This is a genomic window from Arachidicoccus ginsenosidivorans (assembly GCF_007971385.1).
GTDB lineage: Bacteria > Bacteroidota > Bacteroidia > Chitinophagales > Chitinophagaceae > Arachidicoccus > Arachidicoccus ginsenosidivorans.
The window spans coordinates 4,713,246-4,727,216 of the sequence record NZ_CP042434.1 but is presented as its reverse complement, the minus strand read 5'-3'; the positions used below and the strand labels follow the sequence as shown (position 1 = coordinate 4,727,216).

The 13,971-nt window shown below is 42.6% G+C and carries 9 protein-coding genes and 4 tRNA genes; 8 read left to right on the top strand and 5 right to left on the bottom strand.

Going from position 1 to position 13,971, the window contains the following annotated elements:
- Nucleotides 1-31 precede the first annotated feature (31 nt).
- The 7 genes from FSB73_RS25640 to FSB73_RS25635 all read left to right on the top strand — a co-directional run bounded on the left by FSB73_RS25640 (nt 32) and on the right by FSB73_RS25635 (nt 11,441).
- Nucleotides 32-475, top strand: a complete 444-nt coding sequence (locus FSB73_RS25640) for a hypothetical protein (RefSeq protein WP_225974183.1) — start codon at nt 32-34, stop codon at nt 473-475.
- Entirely contained in the window at nt 406-2,568 is a 2,163-nt protein-coding gene (locus tag FSB73_RS19045; protein WP_317132884.1) for a glycosyl hydrolase 115 family protein, read from the top strand. Before FSB73_RS25640 ends, FSB73_RS19045 begins: the two co-directional genes overlap by 70 nt.
- Before the next feature lie 32 nt (nt 2,569-2,600).
- Nucleotides 2,601-5,273, top strand: coding sequence for a glycoside hydrolase family 2 protein (locus FSB73_RS19040; RefSeq protein ID WP_158639609.1), 2,673 nt, complete (start codon nt 2,601-2,603; stop codon nt 5,271-5,273).
- A complete protein-coding gene (locus FSB73_RS19035) occupies nt 5,270-5,620 on the top strand; it encodes a hypothetical protein (protein ID WP_146785823.1) in 351 nt (116 codons plus the stop codon). The genes FSB73_RS19040 and FSB73_RS19035 overlap by 4 nt, the downstream gene beginning before the upstream one ends.
- Nucleotides 5,621-6,293: 673 nt before the next feature.
- Nucleotides 6,294-9,455, top strand: a complete 3,162-nt coding sequence (locus tag FSB73_RS19030; protein WP_158639608.1) for a SusC/RagA family TonB-linked outer membrane protein — start codon at nt 6,294-6,296, stop codon at nt 9,453-9,455.
- A gap of 19 nt (nt 9,456-9,474) precedes the next feature.
- Nucleotides 9,475-11,178 carry a RagB/SusD family nutrient uptake outer membrane protein gene (locus FSB73_RS19025; RefSeq protein ID WP_225974182.1) on the top strand — a complete coding sequence of 568 codons (1,704 nt, stop codon included), beginning with the start codon at nt 9,475-9,477 and terminating at the stop codon, nt 11,176-11,178.
- Between the two features lie 74 nt (nt 11,179-11,252).
- On the top strand, nt 11,253-11,441 hold the full coding sequence (locus FSB73_RS25635; RefSeq protein WP_394344808.1) for a hypothetical protein: 189 nt from the start codon (nt 11,253-11,255) through the stop codon (nt 11,439-11,441).
- Between the two features lie 124 nt (nt 11,442-11,565).
- On the opposite strand, the gene FSB73_RS19020 is transcribed toward FSB73_RS25635, so the two are convergent.
- From FSB73_RS19020 to FSB73_RS19000, 5 genes are all read right to left on the bottom strand, one after another.
- On the bottom strand, nt 11,566-12,162 hold the full coding sequence (locus FSB73_RS19020) for a dihydrofolate reductase family protein (RefSeq protein ID WP_146785817.1): 597 nt from the start codon (nt 12,160-12,162) through the stop codon (nt 11,566-11,568).
- Nucleotides 12,163-12,413: 251 nt separating this feature from the next.
- Nucleotides 12,414-12,487, bottom strand: a tRNA-Asn gene (locus tag FSB73_RS19015).
- 17 nt (nt 12,488-12,504) lie between these two features.
- A tRNA-Asp gene (locus FSB73_RS19010) sits at nt 12,505-12,578 on the bottom strand.
- A 104-nt stretch (nt 12,579-12,682) separates the two neighbouring features.
- Nucleotides 12,683-12,756: transfer RNA gene (locus FSB73_RS19005), tRNA-Asn, on the bottom strand.
- 17 nt (nt 12,757-12,773) lie between these two features.
- Nucleotides 12,774-12,847: transfer RNA gene (locus FSB73_RS19000), tRNA-Asp, on the bottom strand.
- A gap of 136 nt (nt 12,848-12,983) precedes the next feature.
- On the opposite strand from FSB73_RS19000, the gene FSB73_RS18995 reads away from it, so the two are divergent.
- Nucleotides 12,984-13,964 carry an acetyl-CoA carboxylase carboxyltransferase subunit alpha gene (locus FSB73_RS18995; protein ID WP_146785814.1) on the top strand — a complete coding sequence of 327 codons (981 nt, stop codon included), beginning with the start codon at nt 12,984-12,986 and terminating at the stop codon, nt 13,962-13,964.
- The last annotated feature ends 7 nt before the right edge of the window (nt 13,965-13,971 follow it).

Genomic DNA, 13,971 nt, shown 5'->3' with positions numbered 1-13,971 from the left:
TAAAGGAACGATCTTCCATTTCCAATAAATTATGAAAAGCAAAATTCTAGTATTGAGCTTTCTTTTGACCATGGCACATATTTGTCACGCTTCGGACTTTATCTGGTTCAGCAAAACAAGTCCTGTTACTTATGTATTGCCCAAAACGGTCGCTCCGGTGGTATACACGGCCGTCACCATGTGGCGCCAGGATCTGGCACAAGTGACCGGCCAACTTCCGACATTGCTAGCAGGTAACAAAAACCGGGATAAAGCAAGGATCCGTTTTATACAATATGATCAAGATCAGTCAAACGCGTTAAAATCACAGGGTGTTCCCGTAGATAAACTTGCTAAAACAAAGGAGGCATTTTATATTAAAGTTGCCGGCAAACAACTGCAGGTGATTGGCAGTGACCCCGTGGGCTGGCTTACGGCATTCTCGAACTCTCCAGACTGGCGGGTGTATCGCCATGGGTATGGTGGGGCGAGGTAACACCAGACAAAAAAACGACATTAACCTTACCGGATGATTTTGAAACTTTTCAAAGTCCGTCAGTAGAATATAGAGGCATTTTTATCAACGATGAGGACTGGAGCTTACAACCCTGGAGCTGGTTAAATTTTGATCCGCATCACAAAAAAGGCATGATCTCTGCCAAAACCTACAAAAAAGTCTTTCAGCTCATGCTGCGACTGCGGGCCAATATGATCTGGCCGGCTATGCATGGCAGTTCAGTACCTTTTTACTGGACACCTGGTGCCAAACAAGTGGCAGATAGTTGTGGAATCGTGATCGGCACTTCGCACTGCGAACCGATGATGTCCAATGCAAATGGTGAGTGGAATGAAAACAACCAGGGGCCATATAATTATATCACCAACAGAGATTCTGTTATTGCTTATTGGAGCAGACGGTTAAAGGCAGTCGCACCATATGATAACATATACACATTAGGCTTGCGTGGCAAGCACGACGGGTCCATGGAAGGCGTGCATACACTGAGCGAAAAAACCAAGGCCCTGCAAGCAGTTATTAACGATCAAAGATCCCTGCTCAAAAAATATGTAAATCCAGATTTACAGTCCATTCCACAACAGTTTGTACCCTATAAGGAAGTATTAGATATTTATGAAAATGGACTGCAAGTTCCTCAGGATGTAATGCTGACCTGGTGTGATGATAACTATGGCTATCTTACCCGGCTCAGCGATAAAAAGCAGCAGACGCGTACAGGCGGATCCGGTGTTTATTATCATCTAAGTTATTGGGGCCGTCCACATGACTATTTATGGTTAACCACCACACAACCTGGACTCATCTATTACGAAATGAGCACTGCCTATCACCATAATGCCAAAAGGTTATGGATCGTGAATGTCCATGATCCTAAAGTTGCGGCCTTCGATCTGGAACTCTTTTTGGATCTGGCCTGGGATATACATTTAACGGCCAGTCGTGGTAGCGTGGCTACACATCTTAAAAACTGCCTGATAAGAGATTACGGTCATCAGGTGGGAGAACAGCTATATCCTGTCATGAAAGAATTTTACCACTTAACAGCCATTCGTAAACCGGAATTTATGGGCTGGGAGCAAGTAGAATTAGATAAGAAAACTTATCCAAGAGGCATTTCTCCGGCCGGCACTACCGAATTTAGTTTTACGCAGTTCGCCGGCGAAGCGGACCGGTATCTGGCCGCTTATGCCAAAATAAAAACGGCTGTGGAACAAATTGAAAAAGAGATTCCTGCCGGTAAAAAAGACGCCTATTTTGCGGCCATTAAATACCCCGTATGCGCTGCAGCTGACATGGCCACAAAATGGCTGGAAGCAGCCAGGGCAAAATCCCTGGCGAGCGGTGATTACAGCGCTGTAAAGCGCAGTAAGGCAAAAAATCAGCTAATGACCGCCTCTGCAAAAAGCCTGAAGGCCTATCAGGAGATCCGCAGTATGACAGATTATTATAATAACAAATTGAATGGTGGACAATGGAAATATTTGATGTGTTTCAACCCAAGAAACTTACCGGTTTTTGATCAACCATCTTTACCAATAGACTTAACGGAGCAAGAAATTAATTTATATACGGCAAAAGCAAACGACCAGGAAGCTCCCTACGATTCCATCCAACCAGATCCATCCTACGTTGCCTTAAATGCGGCTGATTATACCAAAGCATCGTTTACCCCCCAACCAGTGGAAATGCTTGGCCATAGCATGGAGGCGGTACCGCTGCCTAAACAGCAGTCGCTCACCTATGTTTTTAATACCACTAAAGCCGGTGCAGCTGTTTTACGAACAGCCGTCATTCCAACGCAGCCCAATGACAAGGGCGATATCCGTTATAGCGTGCAAATTGACGATAACCCACCTCAGGTAATTTCTTTTAGGCAAAAGGGTAGAACAGAAACTTGGAAAACCAACGTGCTGCGCGGCCAGGCAGTAAATATTACACCGTGCCAGCTCAACCAGGGACAACATCAATTAAAAATAACGGCCCTGGATGATCACATAATCATTGATCAATGGATGGTTGATTTTAAGGCAAATCGCAAATTTTATGTCTTTCCTATAAATACACATTGACTTTATTTTATTTTAAAATGAACAGTAAGCACATGCGTGTAATATATCTATTGGTGGGTTTTCTAGCTGTATTTTGTTGCAAAGGCTTGGATGCACAATTGAGGTTTTATCCTGTGCGGGATCAAATGCTAACTGAGTCTTTAGATGGCACCTGGAAAATTAAGATGATTGCCGGTCAAGTGATACCTGATAGCTTAAGCAATTGGCTGGATTTAAGCTATGATACACAAAATTGGCAGGATATTCTTGTGCCCGGTAACCTGGAAACCCAAGGGTTAAAAATGCCGGAATATGGTGCAGATTTAAGCGATTATACAGGCCTGTACAGACGTAAGTTTGATTACAACCCAAGTTGGAAAGGCAGACATGTCATCTTAAGATTGGATGGTGTCAACTTCTCGTACACTATTTACTTAAACGGACACAAAGTAGGTGACTGGGGCAGCAGTTTTAATCTTTGTCAGTTTGATATAACGCCCTATTTAAATAAAGGCGGAAAAAATCTGCTTTGTATACAAGTATCCACCAGATCGCTGCCCACACAACCAGATAATACCTGGCAATTTGACACCAATGATGACTGGTCCTTATCAGGTATTTCCAGAGACGTAACACTGTTCACCCTTGATACCGTTTACTTAAAGGATGTGACATTCACTACTGATATTTTGGAAAACAAAGACGCTGATGTAAAGGTAGACGTACAAGTAGACAGATTTAAGCCTACACACACCCAAAATTATCAGGTGGAAGTATCACTGGTAGACCCATTAAATAACCATGTGATTGATTTTAGGAAGGCTTGTACTTTCAATAAGGATACGATCCATTTTAAAGCAAAATTGAAAACCCCCAGTCTGTGGACTGCTGAAACGCCCAATCTTTATCGATTGGAAGTTAATATCATAGGACCAACGGGCCAGGTAATTCAGCGTACCCACCAAAAAGTAGGTATCCGTAGTGTGCGGGTAGACGGCTACAACTTAAAAGTGAATAATGTACCCATTAAACTGCACGGTGTTTGTTTAAGTGAAATCAACCCTAAAAACGGCAGAGCACTCAAATATAAACAAAGGCGTCAGCAACTTAAAATGATGAAAGCCGCTGGCATTAACTTTATCCGAACAGCGCATTACCCTTTTAGTCCAGACTTTTATGATCTCACCGATGAAATGGGCTTTTATATCTGTGATGAAGTCCCCTTTGGATTTGGTGACCATAATTTAAAGGATGAAACCTATTTGCCGCAGTTGATTACCCGGGCCCGCGCTACAATCAGTCGGGATAAAAATCACCCCGCCGTGATCATCTGGTCGATCGGCAATGAGAATCCTTATACACCCATCGTGGAAAAGGTGATTCAGTATGTAAAGCAAAAGGATCCCAGCAGGCCGCGCGGACTGCCGCAACGAGGGTCTGATTATCTGCGTTATCAGGGCAGACAAAGTCCAAATGTGGATATTTACATGCCACATTATCTGGACGTAACTTCTTTAAATAAGAGCCTGCAAAAGACAGACAAACCACTCATTCTAACAGAATATGCCCATTCTCTGGGGCTGGCCATGGATGAATTTGAGCAGCAATACGCGAACATATTAAAACAGCCTCGGATTATTGGCGGATCCATTTGGTGCTGGACCGACCAGGCTATGCTGATAAGTAGACCGCCAAATGGGCTAGAAAGCGTAAACCGCTTTAATGAAAAAGTAAATCACCCAAATCTCAAACAGACACAGGTAATGGAAGGGATCCAAATTGATCAGCATCATTATTTGGATAACAATGGCAATAACGGCGCAGACGGCATTGTTTACGGAGATGGATATCCCCAGGAGGATTATTTTTTAGTAAGGAAAATTTATGCTCCTGTGCAAATCCAGGCAGATCATTTAAATTTTATCCCGGGCCAAAAATCAAATTTCACCATTGATGTCACCAACAGGTTTGACTTTATTTCCTTACATGGATACCAACTCAAATGGCAAATTGTCAACCTGAAAAAAACCATTGATCAAGGTAAGCGCTGGTTGGATGCACCCGCCAACCATACACAAAAAGTAACGATTCAGGGCTGGTTACCTGAACACCTGACTGCTGCACAGCCTTTGGCGCTGCATCTGATGGTGCTAGATCCACAAGGGAAACAAATCAATGAAAAAAATATTGTGCTGAAAGAGGCTGATTTTACCAAACAGATCAGGGATATAAAGGCTAATCAGGATTTACAAATTAGCATCTCAAAAACAGCAGTACTGGAAATTCAAAATAAAAAACAGCAGCTGTTAAAATCACCCTTACTGATGCGGGTGGGTAGAAAGCAGACCATTACACTGCAGGCGCAAACAAGTAAAAATAAGTTTAATTGGCAACCCTATTTACTCAGGCCTAAAGTAGATCATTTTAAAAAAATAAAGACCGATAGCGGCCAAGTCTACTTATTGGATTGCCATTGGGCCATTGATAATGATTCGTTCAATCACCGGGGATTTAAAGGAGTAGTACAGATACTGATTGGAAAAAATAACGTCATTGAATTAAGCTATAAAGCGCAGCCATACAAGGGTGCCACTGGCAGTCTGTTGGCATGTGGACTCACACTGCTACTGGAAAAACAATATCAAACATTTGACTATCTGGGGCAAGGGCCATTTTCTACGACGGTCGGCAAAAAGCCTATAATGAAAATGGGCTTTGGGCTTTGAATATTCAGGATATCCGCTTTAATGGGAACCGCTCCAATGTTAGGTTAGCAGCAGCTACATCAAAAGACAGTACAGGTATTGGCCTTTGGAGCAGCAACGGAAATATCGGGCTAGAAAATATAGATGGCCGTATGGCTATTTCTCAAAACGAAATAGTGAGCGGCTACGGCAGTAAATTTAAAACACCTAAAGGATTAATGCGTGCCAGTGATATAGATGAAGTTTCCGGGAGATTAATTTTATTTATAACCACAGCGTCAAAACCGGTAGATTTTTTAAATCAAACTTTTAATCCCTATAAAACAATTAATCCCGAGAATCCCTATCAAAGTAGTTATGGCTGGTAATGACGGCCTACCTACGGCCATTGTTTAATACTTTTTTCCCTATAAAAAGTCCCAGAATTCTAAATTTTCATAAAATAATACCAGCAATTCAAGGTCGCCGCATCACAAAATAAGTAAGTTGATCCCCTAAAAGGCAGATCAGTCTAATATATTTTTGGTTTTATTTAGCATATCGTAGCCCCTCATAATATAAAGACAAGGAAATCCCTTGGTAATAAATTGATGTGCATGTAATTATAAATTGAAATGCACTTTCAAATATGCCCATCTATGCCATTTATGGACACGATTTCAGCAATAAAAACAGCTTTTTGTGTCAATCTTACATGGATAATTGTTTTTTTTTCAATTAATACAGGACGGTACAGGACAGTCAGGTAAAACTACCCTGCTATATTTGTTAAGAATTGAAAAATGATTAACGTTCGTTAGACTTTTTTGAATATACTTAACTGATAAAACATTGATTTCTAGTATATAATAAAGGGTGTACACAAAAATATTCATGCTTTTATTATATTAAGTAAAGCTAAAATTAAGACAAGTGCTTACTGCTTTAAATTTGAGATATGCGATAATTAAAACGATAAGTAAGCTCAAAAGCAAGGTTTTAGCAATCTCAAGATGCTCATAAAAGTTTTTAACGGTATTAATGACCAAAATCTTGAAAAAAATGAACAAAAGAAGTGCGACCATTCAGCCACAAAGGCTGTTCAAACGCCAGGGGAAGCGTTTATATCTTCCCTTATCACTGATGGTTTTGTGTTTGGGGGCATCGCCCTGTTTAACACTGGCAGCACCTGGCCATGAGGGATACGTTTCTACTCGTCAGCAAAAAGTTATAAAAGGCCAAGTGCTTGATCAAACGGGTAAACCTATCGTAGGGGCTTCCATTATTATTAAAGGCACCCATAAGGGAACGATTTCAGATGCAGAGGGTCGGTTTCAGCTGGAGCTGCCAGATGCCAATACAACCATCCAGGTTGCCTACACGGGCTATACTACCCAGGAAATTACCCTGGATGGTAAAACCGATATTTCTGTCACGCTGAAAGAATCTGTCACCACCTTAGAAGATGTTGTAATGGTGGGATATGGCACACAGAAGAAAAGCGACCTTACAGGAGCTATTGTCAGTATATCCTCCGACGAGTTAGAGAAGCGCCCTGTTGCTAATGCCCTGGAAGCCATGCAAGGTAAGGCTGCCGGTGTGGACATTACCTCAAATGAACGTCCGGGTCAGACAGGCAGTGTAATGATTCGCGGTGTACGCTCTTTGAATGCCAGCAATTCCCCACTATATGTTGTAGATGGAATTCCACTGGCTACAGGCGGCATTGACGCCTTAAACCCCAACGATATCGAGTCTATCGATATCTTAAAAGACGCCTCAGCTACCGCCATCTACGGATCCAGAGGTGCAAATGGCGTTATCCTGGTCAAGACCAAACAAGGTAAAGCGGGCAAGTTAGCGGTTAATTATAACGGCTCTGTCACTTTTGACCAATTGGAGGATCGTTCCAAAATGATGAATTCTGCCCAGTACATTGAATTTAGAAGGGCTGCCTTCCGTAGAGCTGGTCAATATCCAGACGAGCCTACACTCGCCGCTGATAAAGTAATTTTCGGGCAGACAGACGCTTATGCCTGGGCCAATATTGAGAAAGGCTGGGCTGGCGGCACCTGGGACGGTTCAAAAGTGCCCACAACAGATTGGGCAGGCATGGTGACCAGAACGGGCATTACCCAAAATCACTCCTTAAGTGCCAGCGGTGGTACGGATAAAATCAAAACCTACGCCTCAATCGGTTACCTATCGCAAAATGGTACCCAGAAAGGCCAGGATTATACCCGGTACAATGGCAAATTCTCCATAGATCTGACACCTGTTAAATGGTTTAGATTCGGCGGAAGTATTTCAACGACATACAGCATCCAAAATTATGGGTTTGCCTCATCAAGTGCGACAGGTCCCGGTAGTCTCTATGCTGCCGCCAGAGGCATGTTGCCTTATGCTGTACCTTTTGACAGCACAGGGGCCCGCATTAACCTTCCAGGGGGAGATATTAATATTGTAAATCCGATCGGAGAGGATAAATATAATATCAATGAACGCAAACTAGTCAGAACGATCGGCTTGGTTTATGCTGAATTAAACATCATGCCCGGTTTAAAACTGCGCAGCAATTTTGGTCCAGAGTTCTATAATTGGCAAGACGGCCGTTTTATGGATTCCCTGTCCATTAATCGCGGCGGCGGAGAACCAGGCTCTACCAACTTCGCAGGCCTGGATCAAAGCAATAAACTATCCTGGACTTTGGATAATTTGCTCTATTATGATAAAGAAATCAACAAACACGCCTTTCATTTAACCTTACTGCAAAGTACGTCTTATAACAGAACGGAAACCTCTTCCATGTCCGCAGAAGACTTGCCATGGAACAGTCAGAAGTGGTATCAGTTAAATTCAGTGGCGGCTTTGAAAAGTTTCGGAACGGGACTTTCTAAAACCACGCTGGAATCTTACATGGCCCGTTTAAACTATTCTTATAACAATAAGTACCTTTTGACGCTTTCCAGCAGATGGGACGCCGCCTCACAGTTAGCGGACGGCCATAAATGGTCTTATTTCCCATCGCTGGCAGCTGCCTGGAGAATCGATCAGGAAGATTTTATGCGGGGTATCAGCTGGATTAATTCCTTAAAGCTAAGAGCAGGTATCGGTACAACAGGTAATGCCGCCATCTCTGCTTACCAGACACTTGGCGGCATCCAAACCCTGTATTATACCTGGGGAAGCAGCGTAGATGCAGGCTATGTGTCTTCAGATGCATCCTTAAAGGATCCTCAACCCATGGCTAATATAGACTTAGGCTGGGAGCGGACCACACAGTTTAATCTGGGTCTTGACTTCGACTTATTTCATAACCGGGTTAGCGGTTCCATTGATCTATATAAATCGCAGACAAACGACCTTTTAATGATGATGAGTATTCCTTCACTGACGGGGTATACCAGCGCCTGGGCCAATATTGGTAAAACGGCTAATAAAGGGATAGACATAACACTGAATACCGTCAATGTCCAGACAAGAGATTTTAGCTGGAATTCTACCCTTACGTTTGCAGGCAATAAAAGCAGAATTGTTGAACTAAGCAATGGTAAAGAAGATGATATCAATAATAGCTGGTTTATTGGTCAGCGCCTGGGCGTTTACTATGATTATAAGAAAATCGGGATCTGGCAAAATACCACTGCCGATCAGGCAGAAATGGCCAAATTCAATGCAAACGGTGGTGATTTTAAGGCCGGTGATATCAAATTAGCGGATTTGAATGGTGATTATAAAATCGATCCGAATAACGATAAAACAATTGTCGGTCATTCCAGTCCCAATTGGATGGGTGGTTTCCAAAATACATTTGATTATAAAAACTGGGAGCTAAGCGTATTTATTATCAGCAGATTGGGTTATACCATTGAAACAGGTGATGAAGCCCTGCAAGGACGCTATGCACAAAGGCTGTTGGATTACTGGACACCAGAAAATCCAACCAATGCTTATCCTTCTCCTGATTATAGCAGCGCTGCAGGGGATCCTTACAAGACAGCACTAAACTATCAGAACGGTTCTTTCATTAAAATCCGCAATATCTCATTGGGATACAGATTACCTAAAAAAGTATTAGACAACCTGCATATAACCAATCTGAAGTTCTATGCCCAGATGAGCAATCCAGCCCTGATCTATTCAGGTGTCTCCTGGATTGATCCGGATCTGGGAAGTTCTTCCTTTAACAGAGGCGTTGTAATTGGCGCTAACCTTACCTTTTAATTATTAAAGCATTATTATTATGAACCGATTTATAAGATATGGAATTCTGGGCATGAGCCTAGGTCTATGTTCACTGCAATCCTGCAAAAAAGGCTTTCTGGAAGAAAACTTAGTTACTTCCCTTAGCACAGACGATTTCAAAACTCAGCAAGGGCTAGATGCACTGGTCACAGGTATGTATCAGTCACTACGCTTTCACTTTAATTATGAATGGGCATATACCACAACCGAATATGGCACCGATGAGTTTGAGGTCGGCGGCGACCGAACAATGGAAATGTGGAATTCTTACAGCTCGAATTTGAATTCACAAACAGCCCATGCACAAAACATCTGGGATAATATGTATGGCAATATTAATTCGGCCAACATCGTCATACAGAACGTACCGCTTTACTATGGTGAGGGAGCGGATAAAAATACGCGCCTCGGAGAAGGCTATTTTATGCGTGCCTTCGATTATTTTAAACTGGTCAAACAATATGGGGGAGTTCCTATTAAACTAACCCCCTCTACCACCGTTGAGCGTGAGTTTACCAGAAATACAGAAAAAGAAGTCTATCAGCAAATCATTGATGACTTTACGAATGCCTATAATAACCTGCCGGAAACGCCGGCAGCTACAGGTAGGATCACAAAATATGCCGCTGCTCATTTTCTGGCCAAGGCTTATTTATACAGAGCCAGCGAGTTATATGACAGTTGGAACAGTGATACCAAACAGGCAGATCTGCAAAATGCCGTTAAATATGCAGATATCGTCATTAATAGCGGTCATTATAGCCTGGCACCCAATTATAGCGATCTCTGGGATTTTGAAACCGTAGACGGTCCCAATGAACAGCTCAATGAGATTATACTGGCAGCACAGTTCTCCAATAATACAGCCACACAAGGTCGTTATGGTAATCAGATCCACCTGTATTATCCTGCCGTTTATCAGAACCTGCCCGGTATGCAGCGGGATATTCCAGGCGACAGAGAATTTCAACGTATGCGTAGTACGGATTATATCCTGGATGTTTTTGACAGGGTCAATGATTCCAGATTCTGGAAAAGCTTTAAGACCAGCTATCTTTGTAATAAGCCTTCAGGTGCACCTAAATGGACGGCGGACTATGCACCCACGACTGCAGATATCGGCCAGCCCAAATTTGCCGGCGGACAGGAGTCTATCCGCTATATTGTGAATAGTGCCGGAGATACAAGATATACAGCTGATAATATCAATTACCGGGCACCAAGCATGTATGTGCGTTATTTTAGTGGTCAGGCCAATAACTATAAAGGCGGTCATGGTAATTATACGGCCAGCCAATATGTGGCACTTTCTAAATTTATGGATGGTTCCAGAAGCACAGTGGCTTCTCAGTTTGGACAAAGAGATGGTATCCTGGCAAGGCTTGCAGAAACCTATCTGATTGCAGCCGAAGCTTATGGTAGATTGGGCGATTACGATAAAGCGCTTCCTTATATTAATAAGGTCAGAGACAGAGCAGCCTATAAAGATGGAGAAGACCGTTCGTTTTATGTGGATGGCGGTGTTGCTTATAAGAACAATTCAGCAGCCAACGCAGCGACCTATGTTTCTTATTCGGACAAAAACACCTATTACGAGTCTAATAATCTGCCAGAAACGACAACCGGTAGCACACTGTCTGCTATGCACCTGAATAGCACCAGTGATATCTTTAATTCCAAGCATGATTTTATGATGTATTAGGGGTTAGTTCAAACGCTGATAAATTCCTTTGCTTTATCTTAAATGAACGTTCTCGGGAACTGGCCGGTGAATTAATGCGTTGGGAGGATCTGGCAAGAACCAAAACCTTGATTAAACGTGATAAGGCCTTTAATGATGAGGCGGCGCCTACGGATAAGGATTATCTCAGACCCATTCCACAATCCTTCCTGGATGCCATTCAGAGTGGCGGTTCTGCATTAACCAGCGCAGAAAAAGAAGCGATGCAAAATCCAGGTTGGTAGCCTTTAACCTATTATAATGTTCAGTTACTGCATTAGAATATTTTGTTTGTAATGCAACATGTAGACCTCATCCTAAAGCCTAGGCAAAGGATGGGGTCTTTTATTATGTCACTAAACCGACTATCTAAGCGTAAGTTGGCTGATAGGTATGCACAACGATCCCGCCGGGAAAAGATTTCACGTCCAATAACTTCAAGTCCAATTGCTGCGTCACTCCAGTAAATATCGAAAGTCCACTGCCCAGTATTACAGGATGGATGGCTAGTTGCAACTGATCCACCTCACCGGTTGTAAGCAGGCTTTGCACAAAATCCGCACCCCCAATAGCCATTACTGGCTTTCCCTCTTCTTGTTTAAGCCCCTGGATCTCTGATGTCAAATCTCCCGAAAATACACGTGCACCTGCCCAGGTGGCTGCAGTTGGCAACTGAATAATCTCTTCGCTCAAACTACTGGCTGCATCATATCCTTTTAATGTAAAAACGGCTTTCTGAATGCTGTTCATGGGCGCTGCAAAAGGACCCTGTGCACCTGGCCAGTAGGGCGCCATCTGGTGAAAGCTTTTGCGTCCCATAATAATTAACCCTGCTTCTTCGCTCAGTGAAACGGCCCAGTTTCTGGACTTTTCATCTGAGCTTCTAAATACCCAATCCATATTTCCATTTTCAGTGGCGACAAATCCATCCAGGGACATCGACATTTTGACAAATAATTTACGCATGGTGAAAGGTTTAAAAATGATTAATGCATCAAAAATACAAGAATTGAAAACGGGTAAAAGGGGGGCAAAACGACAAAAATAGGGGCGGACAAGTCGAAAAAAAGTGTAGGAACCACTTTGCATTGAAAATGACCAAGAAGCAAAAAAACAGTTACAAGATTTGTAACTGCTTTTTTTAGCTTTTTTCCTTTTTTGTCTTTTCAAAAAAACAAGTGCAATCTAATTTGTTGTATTGCACTTTAATAAATTTGCTCTCCCTGTTGGACTTGAACCAACGACCCTCTGATTAACAGTCAGATGCTCTAACCAACTGAGCTAAGGAAGAATCTTCTTACCAAGAAGCGGACCGGACGAGACTCGAACTCGCGACCTCCGCCGTGACAGGGCGGCATTCTAACCAACTGAACTACCGATCCAAATGTTGCATTGCTGCAAATGTATAAAGAACTTATTTCAAAACCCACAAATCACGCAACTTTGTGGAAAAAAGATTCCATTCTGAAATCTTCCTAACTTTCTGCTCTTCCTGTTGGACTTGAACCAACGACCCTCTGATTAACAGTCAGATGCTCTAACCAACTGAGCTAAGGAAGAATCTTCTTACCAAGAAGCGGACCGGACGAGACTCGAACTCGCGACCTCCGCCGTGACAGGGCGGCATTCTAACCAACTGAACTACCGATCCAAATTACCCAGAACTACTTGATATCCTTTGTTTTGGGTGTGCAAATATAAGAACAAATAATTTTATCAAACAAATATTTTTAAAAAAATTTTCTAACGTTACTTTTACACTCGATTAGACTAAATATTAAATAATTATGCCCCAGTATCCAAACAGACAGTTCCTCGATTTTGAGAAGCCGATCAAAGAGTTATACGAACAAATTGACCAGGCTAAAAAGCTGGCTGAAAAGAATCCGAAAATTGATTACACATCCAATATCGAACAAATTGAATCTTTGATAGAGGCTAAACGTAAGGAAATTACAGATAACCTCACCCCTTGGCAACGTGTGCAGCTAAGTCGTCATCCAGACCGTCCCTATACCCTAAAATATATAGACAAAATGACGACCGACTTTATTGAACTTTATGGTGATCGCAATGTCAAGGATGATAAAGCAATGATCGGGGGTTTTGCGAGTCTGGATGGGCAAACAGTCATGTTTATCGGACAACAGAAAGGCACCAATACCAAACAGCGCCAACTGCGTAATTTTGGGATGGCAAATCCGGAAGGTTACCGCAAAGCCTTAAGACTCATGAAACTGGCAGAAAAATTCAATAAGCCGATCGTCACCTTAATTGACACGCCGGGCGCATTCCCTGGCATGGAAGCCGAGGAAAGAGGCCAAAGTGAGGCCATTGCCCGCAATATTTATGAAATGTTCCGTTTAAAAGTACCGGTAATATGCATCATTATTGGTGAAGGAGCGAGTGGGGGGGCCTTGGGTATTGGTGTAGGCGACCGTGTCTTTATGCTGGAAAACTCCTGGTATACAGTGATTTCTCCGGAAAATTGCAGCTCTATTTTATGGAGAAGCTGGGATTATAAGGAAACCGCGGCCGAACAACTTAAATTAACCTCCGACTATATGAGTGAATTTGGTTTAGTAGATGGCGTAATTGCCGAACCCGTTGGAGGCGCCCATTGGGATTATGATCAGGCCGCAGCCACTTTAAAAGAAACCATTAAAAAATCTCTGGCTGAGCTGGCAAAAATACCAGCGGAAAAACGGATTTCTCAAAGGATCGCTAAATTTGAGAAAATGGGCAATTTTGAGGAAGTAAAAGCCTAAATTAAGC

Excerpts from the sequence above, each read along its gene's own strand:
- FSB73_RS25640 (WP_225974183.1), top strand. The coding sequence starts at position 32 with ATGAAAAGCAAAATTCTAGTATTGAGCTTTCTTTTGACCATGGCACAT.
- FSB73_RS19040 (WP_158639609.1), top strand. The coding sequence starts at position 2,601 with ATGCGTGTAATATATCTATTGGTGGGTTTTCTAGCTGTATTTTGTTGC.
- FSB73_RS19030 (WP_158639608.1), top strand. The coding sequence starts at position 6,294 with ATGAACAAAAGAAGTGCGACCATTCAGCCACAAAGGCTGTTCAAACGC.
- FSB73_RS19025 (WP_225974182.1), top strand. The coding sequence starts at position 9,475 with ATGAACCGATTTATAAGATATGGAATTCTGGGCATGAGCCTAGGTCTA.
- FSB73_RS25635 (WP_394344808.1), top strand. The coding sequence starts at position 11,253 with ATGCGTTGGGAGGATCTGGCAAGAACCAAAACCTTGATTAAACGTGAT.
- FSB73_RS19020 (WP_146785817.1), bottom strand. The coding sequence starts at position 12,162 with ATGCGTAAATTATTTGTCAAAATGTCGATGTCCCTGGATGGATTTGTC.
- FSB73_RS18995 (WP_146785814.1), top strand. The coding sequence starts at position 12,984 with ATGCCCCAGTATCCAAACAGACAGTTCCTCGATTTTGAGAAGCCGATC.